The organism is Streptomyces sp. enrichment culture, assembly GCF_964272895.1.
In the GTDB taxonomy this organism is placed as follows: Bacteria; Actinomycetota; Actinomycetes; order Streptomycetales; family Streptomycetaceae; genus Streptomyces.
In genome coordinates, this window is record NZ_OZ186832.1 from 1,749,592 (window position 1) to 1,762,870 (window position 13,279).

General features: G+C 70.9%; 11 protein-coding genes. All 11 read right to left on the reverse strand.

Annotated elements, in window-relative coordinates; genetic code table 11:
* Window positions 1-39 precede the first annotated feature (39 nt).
* A complete protein-coding gene (locus ACSU6M_RS07960; RefSeq protein WP_437068230.1) occupies window positions 40-2,001 on the reverse strand; it encodes a pectinesterase family protein in 1,962 nt (653 codons plus the stop codon).
* A 33-nt stretch (window positions 2,002-2,034) separates the two neighbouring features.
* Entirely contained in the window at window positions 2,035-3,534 is a 1,500-nt protein-coding gene (locus ACSU6M_RS07965; protein WP_437068232.1) for a family 43 glycosylhydrolase, read from the reverse strand.
* Window positions 3,531-4,370 carry a PmoA family protein gene (locus ACSU6M_RS07970; protein ID WP_437068234.1) on the reverse strand — a complete coding sequence of 280 codons (840 nt, stop codon included), beginning with the start codon at window positions 4,368-4,370 and terminating at the stop codon, window positions 3,531-3,533. The genes ACSU6M_RS07965 and ACSU6M_RS07970 overlap by 4 nt, the downstream gene beginning before the upstream one ends.
* Window positions 4,367-5,515, reverse strand: a complete 1,149-nt coding sequence (locus ACSU6M_RS07975) for a Gfo/Idh/MocA family protein (RefSeq protein WP_437068236.1) — start codon at window positions 5,513-5,515, stop codon at window positions 4,367-4,369. Before ACSU6M_RS07975 ends, ACSU6M_RS07970 begins: the two co-directional genes overlap by 4 nt.
* On the reverse strand, window positions 5,512-6,804 hold the full coding sequence (locus ACSU6M_RS07980; RefSeq protein WP_437068238.1) for a pectate lyase family protein: 1,293 nt from the start codon (window positions 6,802-6,804) through the stop codon (window positions 5,512-5,514). Before ACSU6M_RS07980 ends, ACSU6M_RS07975 begins: the two co-directional genes overlap by 4 nt.
* The gene (locus ACSU6M_RS07985) at window positions 6,801-7,694 is read right to left on the reverse strand and encodes a carbohydrate ABC transporter permease (RefSeq protein ID WP_437068240.1); all 894 of its coding nucleotides are present in this window, start codon (window positions 7,692-7,694) and stop codon (window positions 6,801-6,803) included. The genes ACSU6M_RS07980 and ACSU6M_RS07985 overlap by 4 nt, the downstream gene beginning before the upstream one ends.
* Complete coding sequence (locus tag ACSU6M_RS07990) at window positions 7,691-8,626, reverse strand: carbohydrate ABC transporter permease (RefSeq protein ID WP_437068241.1); 936 nt, start codon at window positions 8,624-8,626, stop codon at window positions 7,691-7,693. The genes ACSU6M_RS07985 and ACSU6M_RS07990 overlap by 4 nt, the downstream gene beginning before the upstream one ends.
* A gap of 69 nt (window positions 8,627-8,695) precedes the next feature.
* Window positions 8,696-10,417: an L-arabinonate dehydratase gene (gene araD, locus ACSU6M_RS07995; RefSeq protein ID WP_437068243.1), complete on the reverse strand. Its 1,722-nt coding sequence runs from the start codon at window positions 10,415-10,417 to the stop codon at window positions 8,696-8,698.
* A complete protein-coding gene (locus ACSU6M_RS08000; protein WP_437068245.1) occupies window positions 10,414-11,322 on the reverse strand; it encodes a dihydrodipicolinate synthase family protein in 909 nt (302 codons plus the stop codon). The genes araD and ACSU6M_RS08000 overlap by 4 nt, the downstream gene beginning before the upstream one ends.
* On the reverse strand, window positions 11,319-11,984 hold the full coding sequence (locus ACSU6M_RS08005; RefSeq protein WP_437068247.1) for a GntR family transcriptional regulator: 666 nt from the start codon (window positions 11,982-11,984) through the stop codon (window positions 11,319-11,321). The genes ACSU6M_RS08000 and ACSU6M_RS08005 overlap by 4 nt, the downstream gene beginning before the upstream one ends.
* Window positions 11,985-12,094: 110 nt before the next feature.
* Complete coding sequence (locus tag ACSU6M_RS08010; protein WP_437068249.1) at window positions 12,095-12,844, reverse strand: MBL fold metallo-hydrolase; 750 nt, start codon at window positions 12,842-12,844, stop codon at window positions 12,095-12,097.
* Window positions 12,845-13,279: the final 435 nt, after the last annotated feature.

Consider the following 13,279-nt stretch of genomic DNA (forward strand, 5'->3'; position numbering starts at 1 on the left):
TTCTTCCGGATCCCAACGAGGGTGGTGAAGGTGTGGGGGTCAGTGGTGGTGCGGCGCCCAGTCGTCGGCGCCCCCGAGGTAGTCCGCGACCTGGTGCGAGGCGGCCTCGGCGTCGCTCATCTGCGGCCGGTCCGCGGTGACATCGGCCCCCGGCCCGTGGTTGCGGTACTCCGCGAACCGCGCGTCCTTCCACGAGAAGCCGCCCATGTCGGTCCAGGGCGACGCCTTGATCGCGGCCGGCAGCTCGGTCTCCCGGATCAGGACCTGGCCCACGGCGTCCGGCTCCCCGCCCGGATGCCAGGGCCGCCCGAGGTGGAAGGACCCGTCGGGGGCGTCGCTCACGATCCTCGACCGGGTGATCAGGAACCCGTACGGGTTGCCCTTCCAGGTCGAAGGAGCCGTGATGTAGCCGTTGTTGGTCGCCGAACCCCGGCTCAGCGCCCGGATCACCGACCGGTCGATCACCGTGGTGGCCCGCCCGTAGACGAAATCGACATCGCCCTCGATGTACGCGTCCCGGATGTAGACCCGGCTGACGGTGGTCAGCCTGGGGCTGTCGGTCATCAGGGTGTCCTGGTTGCCCAGGAAGGCGGTGTCCTCGAAGACGATCCGGTCGCCGGTCGTCTTCACCGCCAGCGCCTGCTCGCCCTTCAGCTCGTGCGCGGCCTCGTCGAAGTCGTTGCTGAGGGTCAGGTGCCGGACGGTGACGTCGTGCGCGGCGATCCGTACAGTCGCGCTCCCGTTGGAGCCGCCGTACTCGGCCGGTGTGTCGTAGACGATGACGGTGTCCGACCGGTTCTGTCCAGTCCCCTGCACCACCAAGTTCGGCTTTGTCGCGGGAATCAGTACTTTCTCGCGATACGTCCCCGGTGCGACGGCGATCGTCACCGGCACGTCATTGCCCGCCGGCACGGCGTCCACGGCGGCCTGCACGGTCGGGTGGTCGCCCGGAACGCGCAGGACGACACCGATCTGCCGCTGCGGCCCGGAGAAGCGCCGGACGAGCGCGGGGACGGCCTCGGCCGGGTCCAGCCGGTACGCGTAGAAGTCCCGCGGCTCGAAGGCGGCACCCCACGCGTCGTGCCGTCCCGTCGTGTTCCTCAGGATCGACCCGCGCTGCACCAACTCGGCGGTGGCGTCCGCCTGGTAGGGATGCTGGACGTCCTCGTAGTAGCTGTTCTCGATGACCATCCTGGTGCGCCCGCGCGACCAGTTGCCGTACGTCCACACGGGGTCACCGGGATCGGCCTGGGCCGTCAGATAGTTGTTGTACAGGTGCGCGTAGGCGGCGTTGTCCACGGACGGATTGCGCTGTTTCGTTCGATCGAACCAGTTGTGATCGATCGTGATCCGTGTGCGCACATTCGGCGTCCAGCCCACTCCGAACGTCTTGTTGTTCTTTTCGAACCGGTTGGCGGAGACGGTCACGTAGTCGCTGTCCTTGCGGATGTCGAGTTGACCGTCGCAGATGTTCGAGAAGCGATTGTGATCGATCCAGATGTGATGGACGGAGTCCATCTGGATGCCGTCGAAGTCGGTGTCCTTGCAGTCCCAGTTGCCCGCGACCGCCGAATCGCGGATCGTCAGGTTACGGATGATCACGTTGTGCGTTCCGGGGTTCAGATGCAGCTCCCCCTGAACGATCTCGCCGGTGGCGCCGACTCCGATCACCGTCTTGTTCGAAGCGACATCGATCTCGGCCCCGAACGGCTCCACCGTGATGGAGCCCTTGACCCGGATGATGTACGGCTCCTCGGCCGCCGCGTAGCGGGCCAGCGAGGCATGGTCGGTGACGGTGACGACCTTGCCCCCGGCCCCGCCGGTGGTGCCTCCGGCGAGGGAGGCGAACCCGTGCGGGCGGTCGGTGAAGCGGTGCCCCACGACCGGCTCGGCGGCATGGGACTCACCGACCGCGCCCAGCCCCAGCGAGGCGAGGAGCCCCGCCACGGCGGCCGTCACCACACCACGTCTCGGCAAGCGCTTGCTAGGGAAATGCGGCATTGCGGCTCCCAACAGGCAGACGAACAGGGGGACTCAGGCGGGCGTGATCCTGAAGCGGGTGAAGGTGGCCGTGCCCGCGTGACCGGCACCCTCCGGTGCCACGGCGACCAGGCCGAGCAGCGCACCGACCCAGCGCCAGGGAGTGGCCGCGAAGACCTGCCCGGACGGCGTCCAGCCGTCCCCGAGGTCCGCGGCGAACCGGCAGCGGGCCCCGGCGCCGATCTCGATCCGCAGCCGCACCCCGCCCTCGGGCGCGACCCGCGGATGCGCGGCGTCCCGTTCCCGCTCGGCGACGCCCTCGGCGAACCGGTGCACCAACCGGACCGTCCCGTCGGCCCCCCGCTCCAGCCCGATCCACGAGAACGCGTCCCCGAGCACCGCGAGCCCGGCCCGCGCCCCCGGCTCCCCGCCGTCCAGACGCAGCCCGACCTCGACCGTGCAGGGCATGCCCGGCAGCCGCTGGGTCAGGACGTTCGGCAGCCTGCGCAGGTCGTGCGCGTCGGCCGAGCGGACGCAGACCGCCCGCAGCCCGTCGCCCGAGTGCTGGGTGGTCCAGCCGGCACGGGGGTTGGCGGTCCACTGCCACTGGCGGCCGAACCGCCCGCCGGGGAAGTCGTCGTCGGTGGCGGGCGCGGCGGGCGGCTGCGGCGGCAGGTCGGGCAGCTTGTGCACGGCGACGGGGGCGCCGTCGTCGCCCATCACGGGCCAGCCGTCCGCGTCCCAGCGCATCGGCTGGAGGTGGACGACCCTGCCGTACGCGCCGCGCTGCTGGAAGTGCACGAACCAGTCCTCACCGCAGGGCGTGCGCACCCAGCCCCCCTGGTGGGGGCCGTTGACGTCGGTGTCCTTCTGCTCGAGGACGACCTTCTCCTCGTAGGGCCCGAAGAACCCGCGTGAGCGGAAGGCGCCCTGCCAGCCGGTCTCCACACCGCCGGCGGGGGCGAGGATCCAGAACCAGCCGTCGTGTCTGTACAGCTTGGGCCCTTCGAGGGTGAACCAGCCGGGGATGCGGTCGGCGTCCACGATCACGGTGCCCTCGTCGAGCAGTCCGGTGGCGTCGGGGCGCATCCGGTGCCCGGTGAGCCGGTTCTTGACGCCCGAGCGGGACTTGGCCCAGGCGTGCACCAGGTAGGCGTCGCCGGTCTCCTCGTCCCACAGCGGGCAGGGGTCGATCAGGCCCTTGCCCTCCTTCAGCAGGTGCGGTCGGGTCCAGGGTCCCCTGATCTCGGGGGCGTTGATCTGGAAGATGCCCCGGTCGGGGTCGCCCCAGAAGATCCAGTAGCGGTCGTCGTGATGCCTGAGCGAGGGGGCCCAGACCCCGCAGTCGTGCCGCGGCCGCGCGAACTCCTCGGCGGGTTCGAGGCGTTCGAGGGCGTGACCGACGAGCGTCCAGTTGACCAGGTCGCGGGAGTGCAGCAGGGGCAGTCCGGGGACGCGGCCGAAGCTGGAGGCGGTGAGGTAGAAGTCGTCGCCGACGCGCAGCACGTCCGGGTCGGACCAGTCGGCGTTCAGGATCGGGTTGGTGTACGTCACGGGGCGACCGCCTTGCGGATCAGGGCCGCGGCTCGGGTGCGGTCGAGGCGGCCGTCGGCGACGACGGTGACGACCCGGCGGACGAGGGTGTCGCCGGGGGCGATCGAAACGCGCTCGGTGTGGGCGAGGGAGGAGCCGACGCCGGGGTACTCGGCGGTGCGCACGAACCAGGGGTCGCGGCGGGTGGCGTCGGTGGCGCCGGCGAGGACCAGCGTCCAGGTGCTGCCGGCCAGGGCCAGCCAGTCGGCGGTGCGGCCGTGCGCCTCGGCCTCGCCCTCGGCGTCCGGGGTGAACACCCTGGGCGCCTCGGCCTCCTTGCGGGCCCGCCAGAAGAAGCCGCCGTAGGCCGCGCCGGGCCGTCCATTGGTGGCCGGGCTGCCGATGGTGAGCTGCTGCGCGGTGGTGTTGGTCAGAGCGAAGGTGAAGTCCAACGCCCAGGCCGTGTCGGTCAGTTCGGTGGCCGCCACGGTACGGCGCTCGCGCAACAGCTCGCCGCCGTCGGCCACCCAGCGCAGCTCCTCCACGAACCCGTCGGGGTCGCGCAGCTGGAAGGAGAGGTGCCGCTGGGCGCCGTGGTTGTCCAGCTCCGTCGGGCCCTGGCCGCGCACGAAGGTGCGGCCGCCCCAGAAGTTGGACCCCTCGACGTCGGGAACGGCGACACCGACGCCGAGGTGGTGGAGGTGGTCGGCAGGGCTCAGCTCGGTGACGGCCGTGCCGGCGAGGGTGGTGACGGGGTGCAGATAGGGGCGCGGCGAGAGCCGGGCGGGCAGTTCGGGGCGGGTGACGTAGCGGCCCACGGGGCGGCCCGCGACCCGCAGGACCGGGGACTCGGTCATCGGGCGCTCACCTCCTGGGTTCGGGCCGGGACCGCCCAGGGGGCGCCCAGCTCGGAGTACAGGGCGAGGGTGTCGGCGCAGGCCGCGACCAGGCCGTCGACGCCGGGCACGACCCGGCGCCGCTCGGCGGGCAGCCGCCGCCAGGCCGACTCGGGCAGCGGGGCCGGGTCGGGGGCCCGGCGGACCGCCTCGACGACCTTCATGAAGGCGCCGGTGGCGTCCGGCGGGACGAGCAGGTCGGCGCCGGACGTCAGATGCGCGACCAGGTTCTCCAGCAGGTCCGTACGGCCGTACTCGAACTCCTCCGGGCCGTGGCCGGCGCGCTGGAGCAGCACGCGGTCCTGCTTGTACCAGAAGGTGATCCGGCCGCGGCTGCCGTGCACCAGGACGTACGGCTCGTCGGCCCGCTCGGCGCACAGGGTCGCGGCGACGACGACCGGGCGGCCCTGAGCCGTGGTGACACGGACGCAGGAGGTGTCGTCGGCCTCGATGGCGTTGGCGTGCCACAGCTCGGTCTCGACCGCGGTGACGTCCTCGGCGCGTCCGGCACCGGCCAGCGCCAGGGCGGTGGCGACGGCGTGCGCGAGGGGGTTGGTGAGCGCCCCGTCGATCACGTCGACGCCGTTCAGGCGCCGCCTGCCGGCCCAGGGCGCCCGGCGGAAGTAGTCCTCGTCCCGCACCCAGGCCCCCGCGCCGCCGTACCCGACGACCTCGCCGATCGCCCCGCCGGCGATCAGCTCACGGATCGCGGGCACGGCGTGCGAGCCGAGCGACTGGAACCCCACCTGGCAGGCGACGCCCTGCGCCGCCACGCCGTCCGCCATGCGCCGGAACTCGGCGTACGACGGCGCGGGCGGCTTCTCCAGCAGCAGGTGCACACCCCTGCGGGCGGCGGCCAGCGCCAGGTCGGTGTGGGTCGGGATCGGCGTGCAGACGACGGCGACGCGGGCGCCGGTGGCGTCGAGCAGCGCGCCGAGGTCGGCGGACTGGGCGGGGAGTTCACCGCCGTACTCCTCCTCGGTGAGCGGGGTCAGCTCGCAGATGCCGACGAGCCGGACGAGTCCCTTGTCCTGGAGTCGCCCGATGTTGCGGACATGCCAGCGGCCGTGTCCGCGCGCGCCCGCCAGCACGATGGGTACGGTCATGGGATCCTCCCGGCGCCCGCGCCCTCGCGTACGGCCCGGTCGGCCGCGGCGGCGCTGTCGATCGGCCCGTGCAGCGCGGGTGTCCAGCCGACGTCGGCGGTCAGGTCGCGTTCGCTGCCGGAGTTGTAGGCGTTGTGGATGGCCAGCAGGTCCACCGGATAGCCGTTGAACAGACTCCCGCGCTGGAAGAAGGCGCTGCCGTTCCAGCTCTTGACCAGGTCGGCGGCCTCCACGTGGCCCGGCACGGTGAACGCGTTGTTCTCCGCGTACACGGCCGACTCGGTGCTCACGCCGATCGAGTAGCGGTAGTCGTGGGCGTCCTCGGGGACGACATAGCGGTTGTTGTAGAGGTGCACCTGTCCGAAGCGCACGCGCGGGGCGCGCTGGACGACGGACTCGAACGCGTTGTGGTGCAGGGTGACCCGGAGTCTGCCCCGGTCGGCGACGGCCGTGTCGCCGTTGCCGATCAGCATGGCCTTGTCGTGGTCGGCGAACCGGCTCCAGGAGACGGTGATCAGGTCGGAGGCGTGGGTGATGTCCAGCAGGCCGTCGTGGCGCAGGTAGGTGCGGCCGAAGTGGGTCGGCTCGTCCTCGTCGGGGTGTCCCTGGTCGCTGAAGGTCACATGGTCGACCCAGACATGGGTGGCGCCGGCCAGCCAGAGGTTGTCGTAGGCCGTCTTCCAGTCGCCGAGGCCGCCGCTGTTGGGCTGCCAGACGGGGAAGCAGTCGTAGGCGTCGCGCAGTTCGAGGTTGCGGACGATGACGTTGTCCGCGTTCCGGACCTGGAGACTGGCGCCCTTGATCACGGCGTCGTCGCCCACCCCCACGATCGTGGTGTGGGAGCCGACGCGCAGCACGACCCGCTCGGCCTGCCGAGCGGCCGACGCCTGCCGGGCCTCCTCCTGGGGCCCGCCGGGTCGGGCGGAGCCCCAGGTGCGGGGGTCGTAGGCGGTGAGGTACTTCTTCAGGCCGTAGCCGTCGGTGGCGTAGTCCGCGCAGTCGATCCGGCGGCCCCGGTCGTCCGTGTTGGCGTCGATGGTCCCGGCGACCCGGATGATCTTCGGGGTGTCGCTGCCCCCGTCGAGGGCGCGTACCAGCCCGGCCCGGTCGGTCACGGTGAACACATGCGCGTCGTCGGCGGCGGCCCCGCCCGTCGTACCGGAGCCGTGGGCCGCCCAGCCGTCGTGCGCGGCCAGGACGTCCCGGCCGATGTCGCGCTCCTCGGCGTGGGCGGGGACGGAGAGCACCGCCAGGAGAGCGAGCGGCACGATCAGTCGCTGCTTCCTCACCCCTTCACCGCCCCCGCGCTGAAGCCGGTGATGAGCCACTTCTGGATGAAGGCGAACACGAGCACGACCGGTACGGCCGCGATGATGCCGCCCGCCGCCAGCGCCCCGAGGTCCACGCTGTCGGCGCTCATCAGGGTGTTGAGGCCGACCGGGATGGTCTGCTTGTCGGGGTTGTTGAGGAACATCAGGGCGAACAGGAAGTGGTTCCAGGAGTGCACGAAGGCGAAGGAACCGACGGCGATCAGACCGGGCCGCAGCAGCGGCAGCACGATGATCCGGAAGGACGTGAACCGGTTGCAGCCGTCGACCCAGGCGGCCTCCTCCAGGGAGTACGGCACGTTCTTGATGAAGTTGCTGATCAGGATCATCGACAGCGGCAGCTGGAACACCGTCTCGGCGATGATCACGCTGCTCAGCGAGTTGATCATCCGGAGCTCGGCGAAGATCTCGAACAGCGGCACGAGCAGCAGCGCGCCCGGCACGAACTGGGAGCACAGCAGGGCCAGCATGAACGCCCGCTTGACCTTGAAGTCGAACCGGGCGAGGGCATAGCCGCCGGCCAGGGCCACGATCGTCGTCATCACCAGCGTGGCGAGGCCGACGAGCAGGCTGTTCTGGAAGTACGTACCGAAGGACCGCTCGGTCCACACCTTCTCGAAGTGCTCGCCGGTCATCGGCCAGGGCAGCAGCGAGGTCGAGCCGGACGGCCGGACGGCGAACAGCAGGATCCAGTAGAAGGGGATGAGCGTGAACACCAGGTAGATCGACAGCGGCACATAGATCTGCCAGCGGGGAACCTCGTCCCAGGAACGCTCTCTGCCGCGTTGGGCGGCCGGCGGGCGCTGCTGCACGACCACCCGGGTCTCGGGTAGGGCCTCCTTGACCGTCACTTGTCCGTACCTCCGAACTTGCTCAGCCGCAGATAGACGATCGAGCAGAAGAGCAGGATCACGAACGCCACCGTGGTCAGCGCGGACGCGTATCCGAAGTCATGGGATTCGACGCTGGTGTTGGCGATGTAGAGCGGCAGGGTCGTGGTCTCGCCCGCCGGTCCGCCGCCGGTCAGCGTGTAGAGCAGGTCGACGTTGTTGAACTCCCACACCGCGCGCAGCAGCGTGGAGAGGATGATCGCGTCCTTCAGATGGGGCAGCGTGATGTGCCAGAACTGCTGGAGCCGGCCGGCCCCGTCGACCTCGGCGGCCTCGTAGAGGTCCTTGGAGACGGACTGGAGGTCGGCGAGGATGAGGATCGCGAAGAACGGCACCCCGCGCCACAGGTCGGCGACGATCGCCGCCGGGAACACCGTCGAGGTGTCCGACAGCCAGCTGGTGCCGTAGGAGCCGATGCCGAGGTCGGCGAGGTAACGGGTGATGCCGGTCTGGGAGTTGTAGAGCAGCACCCAGATCGCCGAGGTCAGCACGCCCGACACGGCCCAGGGCGAGAAGACCAGGGCGCGGCCCACGGCCCGCCCCACGAACGTCTGGTTGACGATCAGCGCGAGCGCGAGACCGAACAGCAGTTGCAGCCCGACCTCGACGAACACCCACTTGGCGCTGAAGGTGAGCGTGGACCAGAACAGCGGGTCGTCGGTGAAGAGGTGGACGAAGTTGTCGAAGCCCGCGTATCCGTTCCGCCAGGGCTTGGTGGGGTTGTAGTTCTGCAGGCTGTAGTAGAAGACGCTGATCACCGGGTACGCGATGAAGCCCAGCATCAGCAGGGCCGCCGGCGCGATCAGCAGATAGGGAAGCCTGCGCGGCGTGGCGGAGGCACGGCGCCGCCTCGGTGGCGCGGGCGGTTTCGCCACGGCTGCGGCTTGGGCCATGACTGTTCTCCGTTCGTGTGCGTGTGAAGCGCTTGCCGGTTGCTGTTCGACATTTCGGCCAAGAAAAAATCAGCCCGCGTAGGGGTCCTGCACCCTGCCGGGTCGCGCGAGGAACTCGAAGTCGCAGCCGGTGTCCGCCTGGGTGATCTGCTGGTCGTAGAGGAAGCCGTAGCCCCGCTCGTACCGCGCGGGCGGCGGCGTCCACTCGGCGCGCCGACGCGCCAACTCCTCGTCGTCGACATGGAGATGAAGGGACCGGGCCTCGACGTCGAGGGTGATGGGATCGCCGGTCCTGACCAGCGCGAGCGGCCCCCCGATGTACGACTCGGGCGCCACATGCAGGACGCACGCCCCGTAACTGGTCCCGCTCATCCGCGCGTCGGAGATCCGCACCATGTCCCGCACCCCCTGCTTCAGCAGGTGGTCGGGGATGGGCAGCATCCCGTACTCCGGCATGCCCGGCCCGCCCTTGGGCCCGGCGTTGCGCAGCACCAGCACACTGTCGGCGGTGATGCCCAGTCCAGGGTCGTTGATGGTGCGCTGCATGGTCCTGTAGTCGTCGAAGACCACGGCGGGCCCGGTGTGCTTCAGCAACCGCGGCTCGGCGGCGATGTGCTTGATGACAGCACCGTCCGGACACAGATTCCCGCGCAGCACCGCCACGCCGCCCTCGCGCGCGACGGGGTCGCTCCGCAGCCGGATCACATCGTCGTTGTGCACCTGAGCACCGGCGATCTGCTCGCGCAGGCTGTCGTACGAGACGGTCGGCCGGTCCAGATGCAGCAGATCAGGGATCCGGGACAGGAACCCGGGCAGCCCGCCGGCGAAGTGGAAGTCCTCCATCAGATACGTCTGTCCGCCGGGCCGCACATTGGCCAGCACCGGCACGGTCCGCGCGATCCGGTCGAAGTCGTCCAGCGTCAGCCGCACCCCGGCCCGCCCCGCCATGGCGATCAGATGGATCACGGCGTTGGTGGACCCGCCGAGCCCCAGCACGGTCGTGACGGCGTCCTCGAACGCCTCCCGCGTGAGCACCTGGGAGAGCCGCCGGTCCTTGCGCACCAGCTCCACCGCGACCATCCCGGCCCTGGCGGCCATCCGGTCGTGCCCGGAGTCGACGGCCGGAATGCTGGACGCCCCCGGCACGGTGACCCCGAGCGCCTCGGCGGCGGCGGTGAGCGTGGAGGCGGTCCCCATGGTCATGCAGTGCCCGGGGGACCGGGCGAGCCCGTTCTCCAGCTCCGCCATCTCGCAGTCGCCGATGAGCCCGGCCCGCCGGTCGTCCCAGTACTTCCACATGTCCGTACCGGAGCCGAGCACCTCGTTGCGCCAGTGCCCGGGAAGCATCGGCCCCGCGGGCACGAAGACCGCGGGCAGATCGGCCGAGGCCGCCCCCATGAGCAGCGCGGGCGTGGACTTGTCGCACCCGCCCATCAGCACGGCCCCGTCCACCGGATAGGACCGCAGCAGCTCCTCGGTCTCCATGGCGAGCATGTTCCGGTAGAGCATCGGCGTCGGCTTCTGGAAGGTCTCGCTCAGCGTCGACACGGGAAACTCCAGCGGAAACCCGCCGGCCTGCCACACACCCCGCTTCACGGCCTGCGCACGGTCCCGCAGATGCACATGGCAGGGATTGATGTCGGACCACGTGTTGAGAATCGCGATGACCGGCTTGCCGAGATGCTCCTCGGGCAGATACCCGAGCTGCCGGGTCCGCGCCCGGTGCGAGAACGACCGCAACCCGTCGGTCCCGTACCACTGATGACTGCGTAGCTCCTCCGGCCGCTTCATATGGACCACCCGGAAGCGATGGCGGCGACCTCGGCCCGCTCCCCCTCCGGCAACGGCCGGCTGGGCGGACGCACCTCCCGGCGGCACAGCCCCAGCGAGGCCAGGGCCTCCTTCACCACGGTGACGTTGTTGGCGGAGGCGTCGGCGGCCCGCAGCTCCTCGAAGCGCCGGATCTGCTCCCACACCTTCATGGCGGCCGCGTAGTCACCGGCCCGCAGCGCCTCCAGCATGTTCAGCGAGACAGCGGGAGCGACATTCACCAGCCCGGAGGTGAACCCGGTCGCGCCCGCCGAGAAATACGAGGGCGCGTACGGCTCGGCCAGCCCGGCCACCCACACGAACCGCTCAAGCCCCGCGTCCCGCGCGAACCCGGCGAACCGAGCGGCATCGGCGACGGCGTACTTCACGCCCACCACGTTCGGACAGGCATCGGCCAGCTCGGCCAGCCGCGCCCCCTCCAGCCGCGGATTGCGGATGTACGGCACGACGCCCAGCTCGGGCACGGCCTCGGCGATGGCGCGGTGGTAGTCGACCCACCCGTTCTGCGAGACATACGGATGCACGGGCTGATGCACCATCACCATCGCCGCCCCCACCTCCCGAGCGTGCCGCGCGGAGGCGACGGCCGTGGGCACGTCATGCCCGACGCCCACCAGCACCACGGCCCGATCCCCGCCCTCCTCCATGGTCAGCTCGGTGACGAGCCGGCGCTCCTCGGGGGTGAGGGCGTAGAACTCCCCGGTGTTGCCATTGGGAGTGAGGGTCCTGACACCCCCGTCCAGGAGCCGACGCAGCAGAGCCCGATAGGTGCCCTGGTCGACGGAGCCGTCCTCGGCGAACGGGGTCACCGGGATCGCGACCACGTCGGCCAGGGCGGCCCGCTGGGTCTCGAACGTCGTTGTCATGCCTGACCGTCCTCTCCCTGGGCCTCGGCCGATGCCGGGTAGGCCCGTAGCACGAAGGACGCGATGTGGTCGTGCAGCGCACGCGCGGCGCCGTCGGCGTCGCCCTCCGACGCGAGACGCAGAATCTCCCGGTGCTCGTCGGCCTCGCGCTCCCACGAGGGAGAGGAGGCCCACGCCACGGCCGACACCAGAGCGGCCTGGTCGCGCACCTCGTCGAGCAGCCGCCCGAGCAGCGGATTGCCGCACGGCAGATACAGCGCCCGATGGAACTCCCGGTTCGCCAGCGACCGTTCTGCGGTGTCGTCGGCCGCGTCGGCCCGCTCCAGCGCGTCCCGCGCCGCGTCCAGCGACGCCCCGCGCAGCACGGCCCGCCGCAGCGCCTCCGGCTCCAGCAGCAGCCGTACGTCGTACACCTCGCGCGCCATGTCCGCGTCGACCATGCGCACCGTGACGCCCTTGTACTGGCTCATCACCACCAGCCCGGTCCCGGCCAGCGTCTTGAGCGCCTCCCGCACCGGGGTCTTCGACACCCCGAACTGCGCGGCGAGCTCGGTCTCGACGAGCGCCTGGCCAGGCGTCAACTGCCCGGTGAGAATGCGGCGTTTGATCTCCTCCAGCACGAACTGCGTGCGCGAGGGGATCGGCGTGGGCACAGAGGTCATGCGCGCCTCTCGGATCTGACGTATCGCGTCTCATATATGACGTACGAAGTACGACGCGATGAAGCTAGAAGCGCACCCGTGTTTCGTCAATGCTTCTGACAAAACAAACGTCAGACCGTCCGGCTCTCGCCCTCCACCGCCAGCGAGGTCGGCCCGCCGAACACCGCAGCGGCCCGCTCCCTCGCCGCCTCCCGCGTCAACGAGGGCCCCACATGCGTGATCACCAGCTCGCCCGCACCCTTCGCCCACGCGCCGGCGTCCTCCGGCGTCAGATGCACCTGCCGTTCGCCTTCGCGAGCGGAGTCCACATCCGCCTCGCACAGAAACACATCCGCCCCCCGCGCCAACTCGCCCAGCGCGTCGCACGGCCCGCTGTCCCCCGAGTACGCCAGCACGCTCCCCTGGCACTCCGCCCGCAGCCCGTACGCCTCCACGTCGTGCGCCACCGCCCGCGCGGTCAGCGTCAGATTCCAGTGCCGCACGGAATGCCCGTCGTACAGCGTCCGAAAGTCCAGCACGCCCCTCAGGAAATCCACGTCCGCCCGCCCGAGGAACCCCGCGATCCTGCGGTCGCACCCCTCGGGCGCGTACACCGGAACCGGCCCGGCCGGCGTGACCCCGCCATAGGCGTACGCATAGAAGGCAGCCAGCAGATCCGCACAGTGGTCCGCGTGCAGATGCGAGATCCAGATCGCCGTCAACCGCGCCGGGTCCGTATGCCTCCGCAACTCCGCGAACGTCCCGAACCCGGCGTCCACCCACACCTCCGCCCCACCCCCACGCAACAGATATCCGGAACAGGGCCGGCCCGGCTCCGGGTGCGGCGAGGCGGTACCGAGAACAGTGAGGCTGAGAGGCATGCCGGGAGCGTACGGTTCCACCGGCCGGGGCGGGCGGCGCCATCCCGACGGGGTCGTTCTCGTCGTACGCGACTGCGGGTGGTCGTGGGCTGGTCGCGCAGTTCCCCGCGGCCCCTGACTACGTACACCTGCCCGGCGCCAGAAAGGACCACCCGCACCCGCCCGCGACGAGAAGCCCTCACGCCCATGGGCGCCGGCCAGCCGCCCACGGCAAGAACGCACACCACACACCGTGGGCCCGGAAAGCCGCCGACGGCGAGAAGCCACCACGCACGGTGGGCGTCGGTCAGCCGCCCACGGCGAGAACGCACCACACACCGTGGGCGCCGGCCAGCCGCCCACGGCGAGAACGCACCACACACCGTGGGCGCCGGCCAGCCGCCGACGGCGAGAAGCAGGCACAGCCGGTGGGCCCGGTCAGCCGCCCACGGCGAC

Coding starts and splice junctions, on each gene's coding strand:
- ACSU6M_RS07960 (WP_437068230.1), bottom strand. CDS start 2,001: ATGCCGCATTTCCCTAGCAAGCGCTTGCCGAGACGTGGTGTGGTGACG.
- ACSU6M_RS07970 (WP_437068234.1), bottom strand. CDS start 4,370: ATGACCGAGTCCCCGGTCCTGCGGGTCGCGGGCCGCCCCGTGGGCCGC.
- ACSU6M_RS07975 (WP_437068236.1), bottom strand. CDS start 5,515: ATGACCGTACCCATCGTGCTGGCGGGCGCGCGCGGACACGGCCGCTGG.
- ACSU6M_RS07990 (WP_437068241.1), bottom strand. CDS start 8,626: ATGGCCCAAGCCGCAGCCGTGGCGAAACCGCCCGCGCCACCGAGGCGG.
- araD (WP_437068243.1), bottom strand. CDS start 10,417: ATGAAGCGGCCGGAGGAGCTACGCAGTCATCAGTGGTACGGGACCGAC.
- ACSU6M_RS08000 (WP_437068245.1), bottom strand. CDS start 11,322: ATGACAACGACGTTCGAGACCCAGCGGGCCGCCCTGGCCGACGTGGTC.
- ACSU6M_RS08005 (WP_437068247.1), bottom strand. CDS start 11,984: ATGACCTCTGTGCCCACGCCGATCCCCTCGCGCACGCAGTTCGTGCTG.
- ACSU6M_RS08010 (WP_437068249.1), bottom strand. CDS start 12,844: ATGCCTCTCAGCCTCACTGTTCTCGGTACCGCCTCGCCGCACCCGGAG.